Source organism: Luteimonas panaciterrae, assembly GCF_020511115.1.
GTDB lineage: Bacteria > Pseudomonadota > Gammaproteobacteria > Xanthomonadales > Xanthomonadaceae > Luteimonas > Luteimonas panaciterrae.
Genome location: NZ_JAJAVH010000001.1, coordinates 398,969 through 415,168 on the forward strand (window position 1 = coordinate 398,969; position 16,200 = coordinate 415,168).

The window sequence follows — 16,200 nt, forward strand, 5'->3', positions numbered from 1 at the left end:
CTTGGCCGCGAAGATTATCGGATTGCCGCGTCCGGCCCCCCAAGACCTCATCTCTGCACTATATTGGTGCAATGAGCGCTGATGATGCCGCCTACGATCTGTTGAGCACGCCTTTGGCGCAGGCCGACGCGGATGGCCACATCCTCTCGGCCAACACCGCCTTCGCCCGCTGGCTGGGCGTCAGCGCCAAGCGCATGCCGGGACTGCCGCTGGCCGCCTTCGAGTTCGAGGGCGATGCACTGGCGCGGTGCATGGCCGATCGTGGCGAGCGCGAGCTGGTCTGCCTGCGGCGCCTGCCGCTGGCGTTCCCAGGGGCAGTGGGGCCGCCGCATTTCGCCGATGTCTGGCTGGCCCGCCTCGATGCCGGCGGCTGGCGGCTGGAGGTGCATCCGGTCGACGAGTTCCCGGGTGAGGATCCGCTGGCGGCATTGCCCTCGGCGATGTCGGCGGCGTTGAAAGGGCTCGCGCATGAGTTGCGCAATCCGCTGGCGGGCGTGAAGGGCGCGGCGCAGTTGCTGTCGCGGCGTCATGACGATCCGGCTTCGCGCGAACTCACCGGCCTGATCGAATCGGAAGTCGAACGCCTCACGCAGTTGCTCGATCGACTGCTTTCGCCCGCGCCGCCGCAGCCGCACACCGATCTGAACATTCACGTCGTGCTCGAACGCGTGCTGCGTCTGGCCGAAAGCGATGCCGGCTGGACGGTGAAGCTGTTGCGCGACTACGACCCGAGCCTGCCCGATCTGCGTGGCGATGCCGATCGCCTGACGCAGGCGGTGTGGAATCTCGTGCGCAACGCCATCGAGGCCGGCGCGGCGACGGTCACGCTGCGCACGCGCGCCGAGCACGGCGCGCGCATCGCCGATCGTCTGTATTCCGTGGCGTTGCGTCTGGAGATTTCCGATGACGGGCACGGCGTGCCGGAATCGTTGGCCGAGCAGGTGTTCCTGCCGCTGGTGTCCGGGCGCGCCGAAGGCAGTGGTCTCGGTCTGGCGCTGGCGCAACAAGTGGCGCGCGAGCATCGCGGTTCGCTGACGTTCCGTTCGCGACCGGGGCATACCGTTTTCACGTTGCTGCTGCCACTGGCCATCACCGAGTTGGAACACATCGAATTGAAGCAGGCCGATTTGAAGCATGCTGACTTGAAACACGCTGACTTGAAGCACGCTGACTTGAAGCAGGAACTCGCGAATGGCAAATGAGTCGCTCCAAGACCCGGCCCACATCTGGGTCGTCGATGACGATCGCAGCGTGCGCTTCGTGCTGGCGACGGCGTTGCGCGATGCTGGCTTCGAGGTGACGGGGTTCGACTCGGCGCAATCGGTGCTCGAAGCGCTCGGCACGCGTACGGCACCGCAACTGTTGTTCACCGACGTGCGCATGCCCGGCGACGACGGACTGGTGCTGCTCGACAAACTCAAGCGCACGCATCCGCGGTTGCCGGTGATCGTGATGTCGGCCTACACCGATGTCGCCAGCACGGCAGGGGCATTCCGCGGCGGGGCACACGAATTCTTATCGAAGCCTTTTGATCTCGACGATGCCGTCGCGCTGGCGACGCGCACGCTCGCGCAGCAGCGCGAAGCCGCCGAAGGTGAGGTCACGCCAACGGGCGATGCGGGAGGCGACGCCGATACGCTGATCGGCGAGACGCCGGCGATGCGGCAATTGTTCCGCGCCATCGGTCGACTGGCGCAGGCGCCGTTGTCGGTGCTGATCACCGGCGAAACCGGCACCGGCAAGGAACTGGTGGCGCATGCGTTGCACCGCGAATCGCCGCGCGCGCGCGGTCCGTTCGTGGCCTTGAATACGGCGGCAATCCCGGCCGAGCTGCTGGAAAGCGAGCTGTTCGGTCACGAAGCCGGTGCTTTCACCGGCGCGTCGAAACGCCATATCGGGCGCTTCGAACAGGCCAACGGCGGCACGCTGTTCCTCGACGAGATCGGCGATATGCCGCTACCGTTGCAGACACGGTTGCTGCGCGTGCTGGCCGAGGGCGAGTTCTTTCGCGTTGGCGGACGCGAGCTGATCCGCGTCGACGTGCGCGTAGTGGCGGCGACGCACCAGCATCTCGAAGCGCTGGTCGCCGATGGACGCTTCCGCGCCGATCTGCTGCATCGTCTCGACGTGGTGCGTTTGCGTCTGCCGCCCTTGCGCGAGCGTCGTGAGGATATTCCGAAGCTGGCCGAACGCTTCCTGCAATCGGCCGCCGAACGCATCCAGGCGCCGCCGAAGCGTTTCGGCAAGGCCGCGCTCGAGCGTCTGCTCGCCTACGACTGGCCGGGCAACGTGCGCGAGCTGGAAAACCTGTGCTGGCGTGTGGCGGCGCTGGCGCCGACGGACACGATCACCGTCGCCGATCTCGATGGCACCTTGACCGCGAGCACACCACCGACAACGCCCGTCGTCGCGACGGACTGGGATGCGGCGCTCGCCGAGTGGACGCATGCGCGTTTGCGCGCGGCCGACGAGGACATCCATGCGCAGGCGCGAGAACGTCTCGATCGTGTTCTGCTCGAAGTCGCGTTGTCGCACACGGGTGGCAGGCGCGCGGAGGCCGCGGCTCGGCTCGGGCTTGGGCGCAACACGGTGACGCGCAAGCTGGGATCCGGACGCAAGCCTCGATGAGTGCGATCACCATCAAGGCTTGCGCAAATGAAGTGACGAGCGAATGCTTTCCGCTCAACACTCACGAACGCTTCATCTTGCATAAACCCCGCGCTGATTAGCGTAATCATCCCCCGTTGACGGAGTCTGTCATGCAAGTCTCCATGCGTCACACATTGCTTTCGGCCGCGATCGTCGTGATGGTTGCCGCCTGCTCCAGTACTTCCGGCACCAAGCCTTCGTCCAGCGCGACACCGAAGCCCGTGCCGGTTCCGACCACGAGCACCGCGAAATCGGCCACGGCGAATCTCGCTTCCGCATCGGGCAGCCTGGTCAGCGGCAAGCTCACGCTCGTGCCGATGCGCGATGGCGTGCACATCACCGGCGAGATCGGCGGTCTCGGCGCGGGTAAAACGCATGCCATCCACGTGCACGAGAAGGGCGATTGCAGCGCGGTGGATGCCAGCAGCGCGGGCGGACATTTCAATCCCACCGGCAGCACGCACGGCCGTAGCGGCACGGGCACGCATCATGCCGGCGACATGGACAACATCGTGGCCGACGCCGATGGCGTGGCGAAGATCAACATCCATCTGGTCGGTGTCACGCTGGGCGGCGGCGCCTACAACGACATCGTCGGCAGGGCGGTCGTGGTGCATGCGGCCGCGGATGATTACCGAAGCCAGCCGGCCGGCAATTCCGGTGCGCGCGTGGCTTGCGGTGTGATCAACGTGACGCAGTGATGGCGCTTTCCTTCTCCATGCGAGAAGGATTTCGACGCCTACAGCTCACCCACGGGATCGCCGCTGCAATGCGCGAACGTGACGGCGACACCATGCGCCATCAGCACCGCGGCCATTTGTCGCTGACGGGCTTCGAAATGTGAGAAGCCGCGCTGCAACCGTTCGATGTCGTCGCCGACATCGCGCGCGTAACGCTTGCGCCAGGCGTCGGGTGTGAGCAGGGCGACGCGCGCTTCGCCGTCGACGTAGTGCAGCAGTGGCTCCGGCGGCGCGTCCAGCCAGGCTTCACGCTGTGGCGAGAGCAGTGCCGTTTCCAGGATCGGCCACAACGGCGCCAGTCCGGCGTGTTCGTATTGCATCGCTGTGAGCGCGCACAGGTCGTGCACGGTGAGGTAGCGGGCGTGCTCGATGCGCAGTCCGAAGACTTCCTGCGCCTGCAGGGCGGTTGCCGCGCTGGCCATGCCGCGTTCCATCAGATCGCGTTCGAACACATCGCCAACCTGTCGCGCGATGGTGGCCTCTCCACTCAGCAGCCACGGCACCAGGCGCAGCGGTCCGCCGGCGTAATCACTGGAGGGTGCCAATGCCCCGGGCAGGCGATCCTCGTGGCTGCCGAAGGCGATGATGCGGCCTTGCTCGCCGCGGTTGCCCGGAGCGCGCGCGCCGAGCTGATCGAGTTCGCGATGCACGGGCCAGCCGGGGCGCAGCAGTTCCACGGGGTCGTAGTGGGCGCCGACGGTGATCAGGTCGAGCGCAGCGGCGTCGGCGGCGAAACCGGCGAGATCGTGCGCGATCGCGGCCGCCAGCGCACCCGCGGCCTCCTGCGGGAGTGCGTCGCGCGTGGTCCCGTCGCTCGGGGCCAGTTCCAGCGCCAGTGCGCCGAACACTTGAAAGGAGGGGTCATTCATTGCGAATCGGGGTCACTTCGAACAGTCACGCATCGAGCCACAGCATCTAATGTGGCGAGGATACGGGTTTTTGCGAGGAGTTCACGCCACGTGATTGGCCCTGCGCAGCGACAGCGCTAGACTGCATGCCTTCCCGCCCAGCCGTCAAAGCGCGCCGTCGGAGATGGCGCTCGAAAACCGAGGAAACCCCATGCTACAAGGCCGTCCCGTCGCCGTGCTCGGCGGCGTCCGCATCCCCTTCTGCCGGCAGTACACGGCGTACACGGATGTCGGCAATCTCGGCATGTCGGTCCGCACGCTCGGTGCCCTGGTGGAGAAATTCGGCCTGCACGGCCAGCAGTTGGGCGAAGTGGCGATGGGCGCGGTGCTCAAGCACAGCAGCGACTGGAACCTCGGTCGCGAGGCGACGCTGTCCTCCGGCCTGTCGCCGCTGACGCCGGGCATCACCCTGCAGCGCGCCTGCGGCACCTCGCTGGACAGCATCATCACCGTCGGCAACAAGATCGCCACCGGGCAGATCGAATCGGGCATCGGCGGCGGTTCGGACACCACGTCCGACGTGCCGATCGTGTTCGGGCAGAAGCTGCGCCGCCGTCTGATCGCCGCGGTCACCGCCAAGACCACCAAGGACAAGCTGCGCGCGTTCAAGGGGTTCCACCTGCGCGAGTTGAAGCCCGAGTACCCGGGCGTGGCCGAGCCGCGCACCGGCAAGTCGATGGGCGACCACTGCGAGGACATGGCCAAGGAGTGGAACATCGCGCGCGATTCGCAGGACGAACTCGCCGTCGCCTCGCATCACAAGCTGGCGGCGGCCTATGAGCGCGGCTTCTTCGACGATCTGGTGGTGAGCTTCCGCGGCGTCTCGCGCGACAACATCCTGCGCGCCGATACTTCGATCGAGAAGCTAGCCACGCTCAAGCCGGCCTTCGACAAGATTTCCGGTCGCGGCACGCTCACGGCCGCCAATTCCACTCCGCTCACCGATGGCGCGGCGGCGTGTCTGCTGTCCTCCGACGAATGGGCGGCCCGGCACGGGCATGAAGTGCTCTGCCACATTCGCGACGCGCAGGTGGCCGCGGTCGATTTCGTGCACGGCGAGGGCCTGCTGATGGCGCCGACCATCGCGGTGCCGGAGATGCTCAAGCGCAACGGCCTCACCCTGCAGGATTTCGACATCTACGAAATCCACGAAGCCTTCGCCGCGCAGGTGCTGTGCACGCTGCGCGCCTGGGAGAGCGAGGACTACTGCCGCAATCGCCTGGGCCTGGACGCGCCGCTGGGCAAGATCGATCCGGCCAAGCTCAATCCGCTCGGCTCCTCGCTCGCCACCGGCCATCCGTTCGCGGCCACCGGCGCGCGCATCGTCGCCACCGCCGCGAAGCAGTTGAAGGAACGTGGTCGCGGCCGTTGCCTGATCTCGATCTGTACCGCCGGCGGCATGGGCGTGGTGGCGATCCTGGAACGCTGAGGTGTTGCCGCCCTGACGGCACGCTCAGGCAACGCCCCACAATTGCCGCGCTTCCTCGGCGAGGACGTCCGGCTGTTCCTCCGGCCAGAACGTCTTCATGCCCTCCAGCCGGCGCACGCCGCGTGAGTTGCCGAAGGCGCGATCCAGGCGATCCGGGCTGTCCGGGGAGAAAAGCGTGTCGGCCGTGCCCCAGACGATCCGCACCGGCCCTTTGAAGCGCTTCAAGGCGGGCGCGATGTCGGTCAGCGGATTGGGTTCGAAGCCGATGATGGACGCATCCACCAGGGCGCGTTGTCGTGGTGAGCGGATCAGCGGAGTGAAGTAGTAGTCGATCGCTTCGTCGGTGAGTGTCGCGGGATTGGCGTAGACCGCGCCGCCGATGGCGTTCGGCAGGCGGGCGGAGGCCTTGTCCGCCAGCCAGCCATCAAACACATCGGTGGACTTTCCGGCGTGCGCGAGCGCGATCAGCGGCTTGAGCGCCGGAGGCGGGCTGTCCTGCGCTTCGTCGCCGTTGGTGAACAGCACAGTGCGCACGCGTCGCGGATGCTGCGCGATGATCAGTTGTGCGATGGCATCGCCGCTGTCGTTCGCGATGAGGTCGACGTCGCGGATGGCGAGCTTGTCCAGCAACGCCACCAACATGGTGGCCTGCGCGGCGGGCGTCACGCTCTGGCCCGCGGCGACACGGGTGTATCCCAACGCAAGCAGATCGGGCGCGATGCAGCGACGATGGGCCGAAAGGCGATCGAGCGCGCCACGCCATTGGAATCCGTTGTACGGATGGGCATGCAGGAACAGCGCCGCCTTGCCCGTGCCGCGTTCGACGTAGGCGATCTCGCCGAAGCGTGTTTTGGCGAAGCGTCGCGAAGCGTGGTACTGCGCGGCATTCAACGGACCGTTCGCATCGGGGACTGCATCGTGGACACCGGCGATCGCGCGGATGCTGTGTCCGCCCAATATTCCGCCTGCCAATGCGCCGGCCGCCAGGCCGATGAACTGTCTGCGTTGCATGCACGTGTCCTCGGAAAAGGGAGCCACTCGGCTCGGCGGCGAGGAGCATGGGCGGGTGGCGAGAGCCCTCGCAATGACCTCGGAGGTCATATCGCCGCGATTTCGCACGAGATAGGCCATCAGTCATGGCTCGCGACGGCCGTGGCCTCACTATGATCGTCACGTGGAATCTCCACCGCGCACGCCGAAGCCGTCGCACCCGCATGTGCATGCGGGTGCGCTATTGCGCGAATGGCGCACGGTGCGCCGATTGAGCCAGCTGGATCTGGCGCTGAGCGCGGGCGTGTCCGCGCGCCATCTGAGTTACGTGGAAACCGGAAAGGCACAACCCAGCCGCGAGATGGTGCGGCGCTTCGCCGAAGTGCTGGGCATGCCCGCGCGCGAGCGCGATGCCTTGCTGGTGGCCGCGGGCCACGCGCCGGAAGCGGCGGAAACGGTGTTGAGCGGATCGCAGCAGGCGAACATCCAGCGCGCCGTCGATTACTTCCTGGCCCAGCACGAACCCTATCCGGCATTCCTGGTCAGCCGGCACTGGGACGTGCTGATGGCCAATCGAGGCGCGCAGCGCATCGGCGATTTCGTCATGGACGGCCGTCCGAGCGCGCATCGGAACATCATCCGCCAGGTCTTCGATCCCGCCGACATGCGTGCGGCCACGGCGAATTGGGAGGAACTGGCGGGCGAGCTGATCCGGCACGTGCATGCGGCGGTGGCGGCGATGCCGTCGGACCCGGTGCCGCGCGCCCTGCTCGAGGAGGCGCTGGCCTACCCCGGCGTTCCGCCGCAATGGCGCACGCGGGATCCGGATGCGACGCTGTCTCCGCTGCTGACCACGGTGTTTCGCAAGCATGGGCGCGAGTTGCGCTTTTTCTCCAGCTTCACCATGTTCGGTTTCGCCCGGAACATCACCCTTCAGGATCAGCACATCGAATGCTGCTTCCCGATGGACGATGCCACGGCCGCGTTCTGCCATGAATTGCGCGATAGAGAAAAGGCGGCCAGTGAGGCCGGGCAATACGGCTGAAGGCCATCGATCCCGCCCGGACAGGTCGTGGCGCTATCGCTGGCCGCGGAGCACGACGGTGATCCTGGCCCGCCGCTTCCGTTAACCCCGAAGCGCGGGGTGGTGCGTATGCAGTCCTCGCCGACTGCAACGTCCACCCACCTTCATCGCCAAGGGGTCCACCATGCAAGCGAATGTCCGCACCGGTCTGCTGCTGTGCTGCCTGACCGTGCTCATCGGTGCCTGCGCCAAGCAGGAATCGCCCGCGTCCACCGCCGCCGCAGCGGGCAACGCCGAGATGGCGCAAGCCGTGCTCGCCGACCAGGTAGCCGCGCCCGCGGCACCGCCGATGCCACAGGAGGAGAAGCAAGTGTCCGCGAAAGCCTCCGGCTCCGCACCGCCTCCTCCGCCCGATCCCCAGACGCAACTGCAATCCTCGTCGATGGCCTTCGACGACGGCGAGCGCAAGTTCATCCGTACCGCCAACGCGCAGTTCAGCGTGAAAGAGGTCTATCGCTCGGCGCTCGCCATCGAGGATCTGACCGCGCAGTACGGCGGCTTCGTCACCCGAAACGACATCCGCGCCGACATCGAGAGCACGCTGTCGCGGCCCGACGGCGAGGGCCAGGTGATCGATCTGGCGACCTACGTCTTGCGTGCGGACCTGCAGGTGCGCGTGCCGAGCGCGCGCACGCAGGAGTTCCTGCGCGCGATGGCGGCGCAGGTGGAGTTCCTCGACCGTCGCGGCTTCTCCGCGCAGGACGCGCAATTCGAACTGCTGCGGCAGAAGCTGGCGTTCGCGCGCCAGCAACAGGCGCAAGGCGCGCTGGGCGAAGTGGCCGACGGCGCGGGCAGGACATCGGCGAAAACCGACGCGATCTACGCGCGCACCGAGGCGCAGGCGCAGCGCGATGAGGCCTTGATCGCGCAGAAGACCTTCGAGGACCGCGTGGCCTACAGCACGATCGATCTCGCCCTGTATCAGGCCCCGCAGGTGCGCCGCACCGTGCGTCCGGATGTGGAAGCGATCGTGCGCGCCGAATCGCCGGGCTTCTTCACGCGTCTGTGGCATTCCATGCGCGCGGGATGGGATGGCTTCTTGAATCTCGTCGTCGGATTGGCCGCGCTGTGGCCGTTGTGGCTGATCGTGATCGTGGTGGGCTGGTGGCTGCGCCGGCTGATGATGCGCCGCCCGCGCGCTGTCGCACCGTTGGCTGCATCGCCCGTCGAAACTCGTTCTGATACCGGTTCTGACACTTGATCCACGATGCATCTCCACTCCGGCACCGCGTCGCCGGAGTGGAGATCATGGCGAGGGCGTGGCCCTCGCCACCAGATAATCCAGATGCGCGATGCGCCACAGGCCACCGCTGCGCACCAGCAGGGCATAATCGACCACGACTCCTCCGGATCGGTGGTGCGTGAAGCGCGCCCAGCCCACGTTCCCGGCAGTCTCGATGCGTTCGATGCGGCGTTCCACACCTTGTGGCCGGATATCGGCCGCGGCATCCCTGTCGAAGCGCGCCGACCATTCCGCAATCGGCCACGCCACCAGCTCACCGTCTTCCAGCGTTGCCGTCTGTGCCTGCGGCAGATAGGCACTGGCGAGCAGGCCGCCATCGTTGGCGTCCATCGCGGCGAGTTTGCGCCGGATCAGTGTTTCGATTTCCTGTTTGCCACGCGCGTCTGCGGCTTTGCTGTCCGCGGCCGCATCGGCCAGCGATTGCCTGACGAAGACCTTGCCGACGATGCGCCAGCGCCCTTCGATGCGCAGCAGCGTGAGGTAGTCGCGGAACTGGAAATCGTCGAACCGGCTCAGCGCTTCCGCCGAAGCACCATCGCCGCTCTGGTCGATCCAGAGGATGCGTCGCTCCCGCGCGATGGGAATCACTTGCGCGCGATCGGCCAGGCGCGCCTTCCAACGATTCTGGTCGAGCGATTGCAGGCGTCCCTCGGCATCGGCCCAGAACATGATCGTGCCGGGATGGAAGGCGAGGCCGAGCTGCTTCGGATCGCGTTCGTCGTTGGCGGCGAAGTAGTGGCGGATCGCCTCCTCGATGTCGGCGCGATCGGGAACGGCGGATTGAGCCATCGCGAGCACGGGCACCGAAACGAGCAGCAGCGAGAGCAGGGCGCGAAGCATGGAAAATCCCGTCGGGGAGCGAAGGGCAAGCTAGCGCGTTGACACCGTTCGATCCATCTGATTTTCTTTGAGTCCATCGTCAAGGAAAATCGAACGATGCGATACGCGTTGCGATTCCTGCCGAGCTTCCTTGCCGTGGTGGATGCCGGCGGCGTGCGCGCGGCCGCGGCGCGCTTGCACAAGACCCAGGCCGCGGTGAGCTACGACCTGCAGCAGTTGCAGGCCGCGCTCGGCGTGCGGTTGTTCGTGCGCAGCGGGCGCGAACTGCGTCCCACCGCGACCGGCGAGCGGCTCGCGCGGGCCGGTGGCGATTGGCTGGCCGTGCTGGAGGCGGCGGTGGGCAGCGGACGCGAGGAGACGACGCCGGTGCGCATTGCTGCCGTCTCGGGATTCGGCCGCTACGTCGCGCATCGGCGATTGATGCGGCATGCGGATGGCCGCCCATTGCGCCTGCACTACCTGCTCAACGATGTGGTGCTGGCGCAGGTGCGCGATGCGCAGGCGGATTTCGGTTTCTGCTTCAGCGCCCGGCCGAGCCGGGCGCTCACTTTCGTCCCGGTGTATCGCGAGCGGTTGGTGCTGGTCGTGCCGCCGGACTGGCGGATGCCGCGCGAGGCCCTCGCGCGCAGGCGATTTCTGGCGGAGCGCCCGGCGGTGACCTACGACGAAAGCGATTACGTGTTCGCGCGCTGGTTCGACGCGGCGTATCGTGATCCGCGCCATCGTTGCGTGCCCGGCGATCACTACGCCGAGCTGGAAGAAACGCTGGCCGCCGTGGCCGCGGGCCGCGGTTACAGCATCGTGCCCGGCGACGCCGCGCAGGCGCTGGCGCGGCTACATCCGGTCAGGATTCCGGCATCGCAGCCGCGGGTGGAGAACCAGGTCCATGCCGTCCACCGTGTTGGGGACGATCGCTGGAACGGTTACTGGCGCGCGTTCGCCGCGCGCGATTGAGGATGCGGGATCGCGACGACGCTTAGTCGATCAGGCAAGAGCGATCAAAAGAGCCCGTGCCTTGGCGATTCCTGCTGCAGCCGATCCTGTTGCTGTTGCGCATCGATCGACTGTTGCTGCCGCGTTTGCAGCTCGAGTGACTGATTGACCGACTCCAGGCGCTGCATCGATTCGGCCACCGGCGTCTGCGTGGCGACCTGCGTCGGCATGTGGGCGCGCAGCATGGACGGATCGTCCGGCCGTCCCTGCACGAGGAAGACGTTCTGGCCGGGGGCGACGTCGCGATTCCTGCCGTCGCTCAGCATCACGTGATCGATGCGGGTCAGCCCGTTCTCCTTCGCCAGCGGCAGCAGGCTGGCGGCGAGGCGGTCGCTGGCCTCGTCGGACGCGCGGCCGTGCTGGGCATCCAGGCGCTGCACGCCGGCGCGAATCTGGGAATACAGCGGATAGTCGGGATGCGAGGATTCCATGGCATCGGGTCTCATCGGTGGAACACGAGTCGCCCGAATCGTATCGCCCATCTTCATTGCGTTCCAAGCGCCGGCGTCCCGGATCGGCTGTGCGCAAGGCTTCCGGATGACTGCTGCGGTGCAACAGCGACAGTGTGTCACGAAGACATTACGTAAATTTCATTGCTCCACGACAGGACGAGGCGCTAAATCGCCGCGCGAACCATACGGGTTCGTATAGAAGCGTATTTGGACGCCTTCGGGAGGGGGCAACTCATGCGTCGATTCGTCGTGTCGTTGTTGTTGTGGGCGGTGTTGCTGCTGGGCGCCGCGCCCGCCATGGCGGGAGGGTTCAATGCCAGCTATCGCGTGATCCCGGTGTACGGTGGTGTTTCGACCACGGGTGTGGTGTTGACGCCCAAGGATCAGGGGCCGGGGCCGTTTCCGCTGATCGTGATGCCGACCAGTTGGGGCGCGCCCAATCTGGAATACGTGGGACGCGGCGCCATCCTCGCCAGCCAGGGCTATGTGGTGGTGAGTTACACCTCGCGCGGATTCTGGGAGGCGGGTGGTCTGATCGACATCGCCGGTCCGGAAACGATCGAGGACGTGAGCGCGGTGATCGATTGGGCGCTGGCGAACACGCCATCCGATCCGACGGCGATCGGTGCGTCCGGCATTTCCTACGGCGCGGGGATCAGCCTGCTCGCCGCCGAGCGTGATCCGCGCATCAAGGCGGTGGCGGCGCTGAGCGGTTGGGCCGATCTGGCGGGGTCGCTGTACGCGAATCAGACGGTGAGTCAGCAGGGCGCAGCGTTGCTGGTACTGGCCAGCACCTTCACCGGCCGGCCGGGGCCGTTGCTGGCGGATGCCACCGCACACATTGCGCTCGGCGACTTCGACGGTGCGGTCGCGGGCTTGCTGCCGCATGCGCCGGTGCGCAGCGCCATCACCGATGTCGCCAGCCTCAACGCCAACAAGACCGCGGTGCTGCTGGCCAATGCCTACGGCGACAGTCTTTTCCCGCCGCTGCAGTACATCAACTTCTTCAATCACCTCAGCGGTCCCAAGCAGTTGCTGTTCGCGCACGGCGATCACGGCACGGTGGAAATTCCGGGTGTGCTCGGTCTGCCGAACGAAGCCTATGACGCGGCCAGCCGCTGGTTCGATCGTCATCTGAAGGGCCTGGACAACGGCGTCGACAGCGAATCGCCGGTACGCCTGAAGACGCAGGACGGGCAATGGAACGGCTACGCGGATTGGGCGGCGGTGCAGGCCGGTGCGACGACGTTCGGTCTGGGCAAGCCTAGCGGCCTGCTACCGACCGGCAGCCTGAGCGCCGGCACCAGCAGCGGTTGGCAGCATCGCATCAACACCGGCGTGCCGACGCTGGCCACCTCCGGCATCGTCTTCGCCAGCGGCTTCCTGCAAGGGCTCACGGTAGCGCAGCCAGTCTCGGTGCCGCTGATCTCGCGCTTCGATGCCGCGGTCTGGTCCGGGCCGGCATATGCGACGCGCAAGCGCGTTACCGGTGCGCCGAAGCTGCACATCACGGTGACGCCGAGCAAGGCGAACACTTCGTTGTTCGCCTATCTCTACAGCGTGGATGTATTCGGCACCGGCGAACTGCTCACCCACAAGCCCTACAGCCTGCGCAACGCCGTGCCGGGCGTGGCGCAGACGCTCGACATCGAGCTGGAAGCCACCAGCTGGGAAATCCCGGCCGGTCGCAAACTGGTGCTGGTCGTCGATACCATCGATCCGCGCTACACCAGCGCCAGCCAACTGGGCGGGAACGTCGAGTTCAGTTCGCCCGCATCGAGCCCGTCGACGCTGACGGTGCCGCTGCGCTGATCCGGGTGTGAAAAGCGGCGCCTGCCAACTTCCGGCAGGCGCCGCCGTTTCGATGCCGTGGCAGAGTCCCTCCGTCTTCGATGGAGGAATGGTCATGCGCGAAGCGATGTCGACAAGCCGCTGGCGGGCGATCCTGCTTGGGATCGTGGTGCTGTTCTGCCTAGCCGCGGGCCAGGCCGTCGCTGCAGACAAGCCGGCCGCTGACGTGATCCATCAGCTGCGCATCTACGAGATCTTCGACGGCAACAAGCAGCAGTTCCACGAGCGCTTCCGCGACCACGCGATGCGCATCATGGCGCGCTACGACTTCAAGATCGTCGCCACCTGGGAATCGAAGAACGAGGATCGCACCGAGTTCGTCTATCTGCTCGAATGGCCCGATAAGCAGACCATGGATGATCGCTGGGCGAAGTTCATGGCGGATCAGGAGTGGAGCGACATCAAGAAGGCCTCGCGCAAGTACGGCGCGATGGTCGGCGAGATCGAGAGCCGCACGCTGGTGCCGACGGAGTATTCACCGCGCACACGGTTGATCGATTGATCTGTTTTTAGTTCAAGCGTGCGTGAGAAGGCCGTCATTCCCGCGAAGGCGGGAATCCATGGACTTTCGTCAAGATTGCGAAGTCCGAACCGTACGTCCTTGGATTCCCGCCTTCGCGGGAATGACTAGCAAAAGCGAATAGCGATTTCCCGGCGCCACGCGTTCTTACTCACGCAGGCGCGGCACACCGTGCTGATCGCGTTCCTCGATCCCGGCCTGGTCGTAGATCTTCTGCCGCAGATCGCGGCCACCCAGCTCCTGCACGGCTTCGCCGCGCGCGGCGCGCAAAGCGTTCGCGTAGCTCTGTCGTGCACGCGCCTCGTCGCCGGCGCTGGTATAGCCGTGGCCGAATTCTTCCCAGGCCTCGCTGCCGGCACCCTGCGCCAGCGCGCGATGCAGATAATCCTCGGCCTGTTTCCATTGCCCTTGCGCACGCGCGAGGCGGGCGAGAGTGAGGAGCAGGGCGGGGCTGGAAGGATGTGCCTGCAGCCAGCGTTCGGCATTGCCGCGGCGCTGTTCCAGGCGTTGGATCGGCAAGGTGCCGTAGCTGGCGGCCAGGCGTTCGTCCCAGCGCGATTCCAGCGCCTGCTCGACGGATTTAGCGGCCGCATCTTCCCAACGCAGGGCGGCGGCGCGTTCGGCGTAGGCGATGACCACGCCGGCATCCGCCTTCAGCGCCTTCGGCAATTGCTCCCAGCGATCGGCGAGCACGTTGGCATCGCCGGCCTCGCGCAACGCGGCTTCGGCCCAGCGGGTTTCGAATTCCGACAATTGCGTTTCGGACAGCGCCTGCTGCTGACGCAGCGGGCCGAGCAGACCATAGGCCTGCGCGGCTTGTCCGGATGCGGCCAGCGCCTGCGCGCGCAATGCCAGACCGCGCGGCGGCAACGGCTGCGCCGCGGGCGCATCGAGCGCGACCAGGGCATCGGTGGGGCGGTGTTCGGCCAGCGCGAGTTCGGCATTGCCGATCGCGCGCACGGCGGCGTGCCGATCCGCGAGCGTATCCAGATGCGCTTTCGCCGCCACGGTATCGCCGCGCGCGAAGGCGGCTTCGGCGGCGAGGCCGCGTGCGGCGCCGGCGGTCGCATCGTCCTGCGCGGCTTGCGCCAGCAGTTTTTCGGCGCGCGTGTAATGGCCGAGGCGCAGCGCATCGAGACCACCGCCCAGGCGCGCGCGCGTCTGCCGGTCGCGGCGGCCGCGCCAGGCGCGGAACGGCAAGGAGATCAGCGTCCAGGCCAGCCACAGTACGAACAGGACCGCGACCAGCACCAGCACCGCCGACACCGCGGTCATCGAATATTCCATGCCGCGATAGCGCACCAGCACGTAGCCCGGGTCCTGCAGCAGCAATTGCGCGATCAGCGCGCCGACCAGGGCCAGCACGATCCAGAACAGGAGGTTGCGGAACAGGTTCATCGTTGGGCTCCCTTGATCGCTTGCATCAATCCCGACCGAACGGTGGCTTGGGGTCGCTGAACGTCGCCCGACGCGCGCGGGCGGGCATTCATTTAGAAGCGCGCATCGCGCGCAGCTGCGTCAGTGTCGTGCCGAGCGTCGGCAACGTGATGTCGAGTTTCAGTTCGCGCAATGCGCGCAGTTCGGCACGGCGTTCGCGCAGCGCGGGCGATTCCGGCCACAGGCGCGTCACCCAGCCGTCGGCGCGCGTGAGCGCGCGGCGATAACCGTCACGATCGCGGCGTTCGACCGCGGCCTGCGCCAATGTGATTTCCAGCTGCAGCGCGGCGAGCGCAGCGGCGCGATCGCCCGGTTCGACCGCGACGCTGCTGTTGGCCGGGCGCACTTCGATCAAGCGCGAGAACGCGCGGCGCCACCACGGCGCCTGCGGGTCCACGGCCGCTGGCGTGCTCGTCGGCAGGGCCGGCAGCGAGGCCGCGAAGGCATCCAGCCGTCCGGCCGCCACCGCGCGCGGATCGTCGGGCAGCGCGTCGATCGCACTGCGCTCCTGCGTGAGCGTCTGGCGCAGGCTGAGATAAGCCGGGTCATGAATGCCCTCCAGCAGCGTCGCCGCCAGCGCGTAGGCGTGACGCGCGCCGCCGAGATCGCCGGCCAGGCGCAGGCGCTGCTGGGCCAGGCCGAGCACGATCTCCAGTTCGTCCAGGCGCAGTGCCTGCGTGCCGTTGTGCTCGGGATCGGCGAGCTTGGACACGCTGTCCTCGATCAGCGCGGCGCGCTGGCCGAGGCCGAGCAGTTCGTCGCGCAGCACGCGGTTGGTGGCATCGCCCTGTTGCAGGCGCCGTCCCTGCGCGCGCTGGTCGTCGCGCAGCGCGGTGGTGCGTGCCTCCAGCGCGGCCAAGCGCTGTATGGATTGCAGTTCGGTGTTGCGCGCATGCGCCCGGTCCTGCTGCCACCAGCGCCAGCCGAACCAGCCGGCCGCGCCGAACGCCACCAGCACGAGCAGCCAGAGGAGCGGTGCGGCGCCACCACGTCGTTTTGTGGTGGCGGGAGTGGGTGTGGGCGTGCTCAAAGTCGGAAGCTGGGCGTCGGGGGACGGACAAATC

Annotated in this window: 15 protein-coding genes; 9 read left to right on the plus strand and 6 right to left on the minus strand. The window is 67.0% G+C overall.

Translation table 11 applies throughout. From position 1 onward, the window contains the following. The first annotated feature begins 71 nt into the window (after positions 1-71). The 3 genes from LG367_RS01790 (at position 72) to LG367_RS01800 (ending at position 3,350) form a co-directional block, all read left to right on the plus strand. Positions 72-1,202 (plus strand): ATP-binding protein, encoded by a 1,131-nt coding sequence (locus LG367_RS01790; RefSeq protein WP_226467496.1) that lies wholly within the window; start codon positions 72-74, stop codon positions 1,200-1,202. Further along, on the plus strand, positions 1,192-2,628 hold the full coding sequence (ntrC, locus tag LG367_RS01795; RefSeq protein ID WP_226467497.1) for a nitrogen regulation protein NR(I): 1,437 nt from the start codon (positions 1,192-1,194) through the stop codon (positions 2,626-2,628). The genes LG367_RS01790 and ntrC overlap by 11 nt, the downstream gene beginning before the upstream one ends. Before the next feature lie 131 nt (positions 2,629-2,759). Further along, a complete protein-coding gene (locus LG367_RS01800) occupies positions 2,760-3,350 on the plus strand; it encodes a superoxide dismutase family protein (protein ID WP_226467498.1) in 591 nt (196 codons plus the stop codon). A gap of 38 nt (positions 3,351-3,388) precedes the next feature. Here the strand turns inward: LG367_RS01800 and LG367_RS01805 are convergent, their stop codons facing one another. After that, the gene (locus tag LG367_RS01805) at positions 3,389-4,258 is read right to left on the minus strand and encodes a hypothetical protein (RefSeq protein ID WP_226467499.1); all 870 of its coding nucleotides are present in this window, start codon (positions 4,256-4,258) and stop codon (positions 3,389-3,391) included. 190 nt (positions 4,259-4,448) lie between these two features. Between LG367_RS01805 and LG367_RS01810 the strand changes: the two genes are divergently transcribed. Next, positions 4,449-5,726, plus strand: a complete 1,278-nt coding sequence (locus tag LG367_RS01810; RefSeq protein WP_226467500.1) for an acetyl-CoA C-acetyltransferase — start codon at positions 4,449-4,451, stop codon at positions 5,724-5,726. Positions 5,727-5,750: 24 nt separating this feature from the next. Here the strand turns inward: LG367_RS01810 and LG367_RS01815 are convergent, their stop codons facing one another. Beyond that, entirely contained in the window at positions 5,751-6,737 is a 987-nt protein-coding gene (locus tag LG367_RS01815; RefSeq protein WP_226467501.1) for an alpha/beta fold hydrolase, read from the minus strand. Between the two features lie 163 nt (positions 6,738-6,900). Here LG367_RS01815 and LG367_RS01820 point away from each other — a divergent pair, with 163 nt between their 5' ends. Next, a complete protein-coding gene (locus LG367_RS01820; RefSeq protein ID WP_226467502.1) occupies positions 6,901-7,761 on the plus strand; it encodes a helix-turn-helix domain-containing protein in 861 nt (286 codons plus the stop codon). A 163-nt stretch (positions 7,762-7,924) separates the two neighbouring features. After that, positions 7,925-9,001, plus strand: a complete 1,077-nt coding sequence (locus LG367_RS01825; protein WP_226467503.1) for a DUF4349 domain-containing protein — start codon at positions 7,925-7,927, stop codon at positions 8,999-9,001. Between the two features lie 45 nt (positions 9,002-9,046). On the opposite strand, the gene LG367_RS01830 is transcribed toward LG367_RS01825, so the two are convergent. Next, positions 9,047-9,883 carry a nuclear transport factor 2 family protein gene (locus LG367_RS01830; protein WP_226467504.1) on the minus strand — a complete coding sequence of 279 codons (837 nt, stop codon included), beginning with the start codon at positions 9,881-9,883 and terminating at the stop codon, positions 9,047-9,049. A 96-nt stretch (positions 9,884-9,979) separates the two neighbouring features. On the opposite strand from LG367_RS01830, the gene LG367_RS01835 reads away from it, so the two are divergent. Continuing rightward, entirely contained in the window at positions 9,980-10,837 is an 858-nt protein-coding gene (locus LG367_RS01835; RefSeq protein WP_226467505.1) for a LysR family transcriptional regulator, read from the plus strand. Between the two features lie 44 nt (positions 10,838-10,881). On the opposite strand, the gene LG367_RS01840 is transcribed toward LG367_RS01835, so the two are convergent. Beyond that, entirely contained in the window at positions 10,882-11,307 is a 426-nt protein-coding gene (locus LG367_RS01840; RefSeq protein ID WP_226467506.1) for an XVIPCD domain-containing protein, read from the minus strand. A 255-nt stretch (positions 11,308-11,562) separates the two neighbouring features. Here LG367_RS01840 and LG367_RS01845 point away from each other — a divergent pair, with 255 nt between their 5' ends. Together LG367_RS01845 and LG367_RS01850 are read left to right on the plus strand one after the other, a co-directional pair. Further along, entirely contained in the window at positions 11,563-13,140 is a 1,578-nt protein-coding gene (locus LG367_RS01845; protein WP_226467507.1) for a CocE/NonD family hydrolase, read from the plus strand. A 94-nt stretch (positions 13,141-13,234) separates the two neighbouring features. Further along, the gene (locus LG367_RS01850; protein WP_226467508.1) at positions 13,235-13,681 is read left to right on the plus strand and encodes an NIPSNAP family protein; all 447 of its coding nucleotides are present in this window, start codon (positions 13,235-13,237) and stop codon (positions 13,679-13,681) included. Between the two features lie 165 nt (positions 13,682-13,846). Here LG367_RS01850 and LG367_RS01855 read toward each other — a convergent pair whose 3' ends face one another. Both LG367_RS01855 and LG367_RS01860 read right to left on the minus strand, forming a co-directional pair. Beyond that, positions 13,847-15,097 (minus strand): heme biosynthesis protein HemY, encoded by a 1,251-nt coding sequence (locus LG367_RS01855; RefSeq protein WP_226467509.1) that lies wholly within the window; start codon positions 15,095-15,097, stop codon positions 13,847-13,849. A gap of 88 nt (positions 15,098-15,185) precedes the next feature. Further along, positions 15,186-16,166, minus strand: a complete 981-nt coding sequence (locus LG367_RS01860; RefSeq protein WP_226467510.1) for a hypothetical protein — start codon at positions 16,164-16,166, stop codon at positions 15,186-15,188. Positions 16,167-16,200 lie beyond the last annotated feature (34 nt).

Coding starts and splice junctions, on each gene's coding strand:
- LG367_RS01790 (WP_226467496.1), top strand. CDS start 72: ATGAGCGCTGATGATGCCGCCTACGATCTGTTGAGCACGCCTTTGGCG.
- ntrC (WP_226467497.1), top strand. CDS start 1,192: ATGGCAAATGAGTCGCTCCAAGACCCGGCCCACATCTGGGTCGTCGAT.
- LG367_RS01800 (WP_226467498.1), top strand. CDS start 2,760: ATGCAAGTCTCCATGCGTCACACATTGCTTTCGGCCGCGATCGTCGTG.
- LG367_RS01805 (WP_226467499.1), bottom strand. CDS start 4,258: ATGAATGACCCCTCCTTTCAAGTGTTCGGCGCACTGGCGCTGGAACTG.
- LG367_RS01810 (WP_226467500.1), top strand. CDS start 4,449: ATGCTACAAGGCCGTCCCGTCGCCGTGCTCGGCGGCGTCCGCATCCCC.
- LG367_RS01815 (WP_226467501.1), bottom strand. CDS start 6,737: ATGCAACGCAGACAGTTCATCGGCCTGGCGGCCGGCGCATTGGCAGGC.
- LG367_RS01825 (WP_226467503.1), top strand. CDS start 7,925: ATGCAAGCGAATGTCCGCACCGGTCTGCTGCTGTGCTGCCTGACCGTG.
- LG367_RS01830 (WP_226467504.1), bottom strand. CDS start 9,883: ATGCTTCGCGCCCTGCTCTCGCTGCTGCTCGTTTCGGTGCCCGTGCTC.
- LG367_RS01835 (WP_226467505.1), top strand. CDS start 9,980: ATGCGATACGCGTTGCGATTCCTGCCGAGCTTCCTTGCCGTGGTGGAT.
- LG367_RS01840 (WP_226467506.1), bottom strand. CDS start 11,307: ATGGAATCCTCGCATCCCGACTATCCGCTGTATTCCCAGATTCGCGCC.
- LG367_RS01845 (WP_226467507.1), top strand. CDS start 11,563: ATGCGTCGATTCGTCGTGTCGTTGTTGTTGTGGGCGGTGTTGCTGCTG.
- LG367_RS01850 (WP_226467508.1), top strand. CDS start 13,235: ATGCGCGAAGCGATGTCGACAAGCCGCTGGCGGGCGATCCTGCTTGGG.
- LG367_RS01855 (WP_226467509.1), bottom strand. CDS start 15,097: ATGAACCTGTTCCGCAACCTCCTGTTCTGGATCGTGCTGGCCCTGGTC.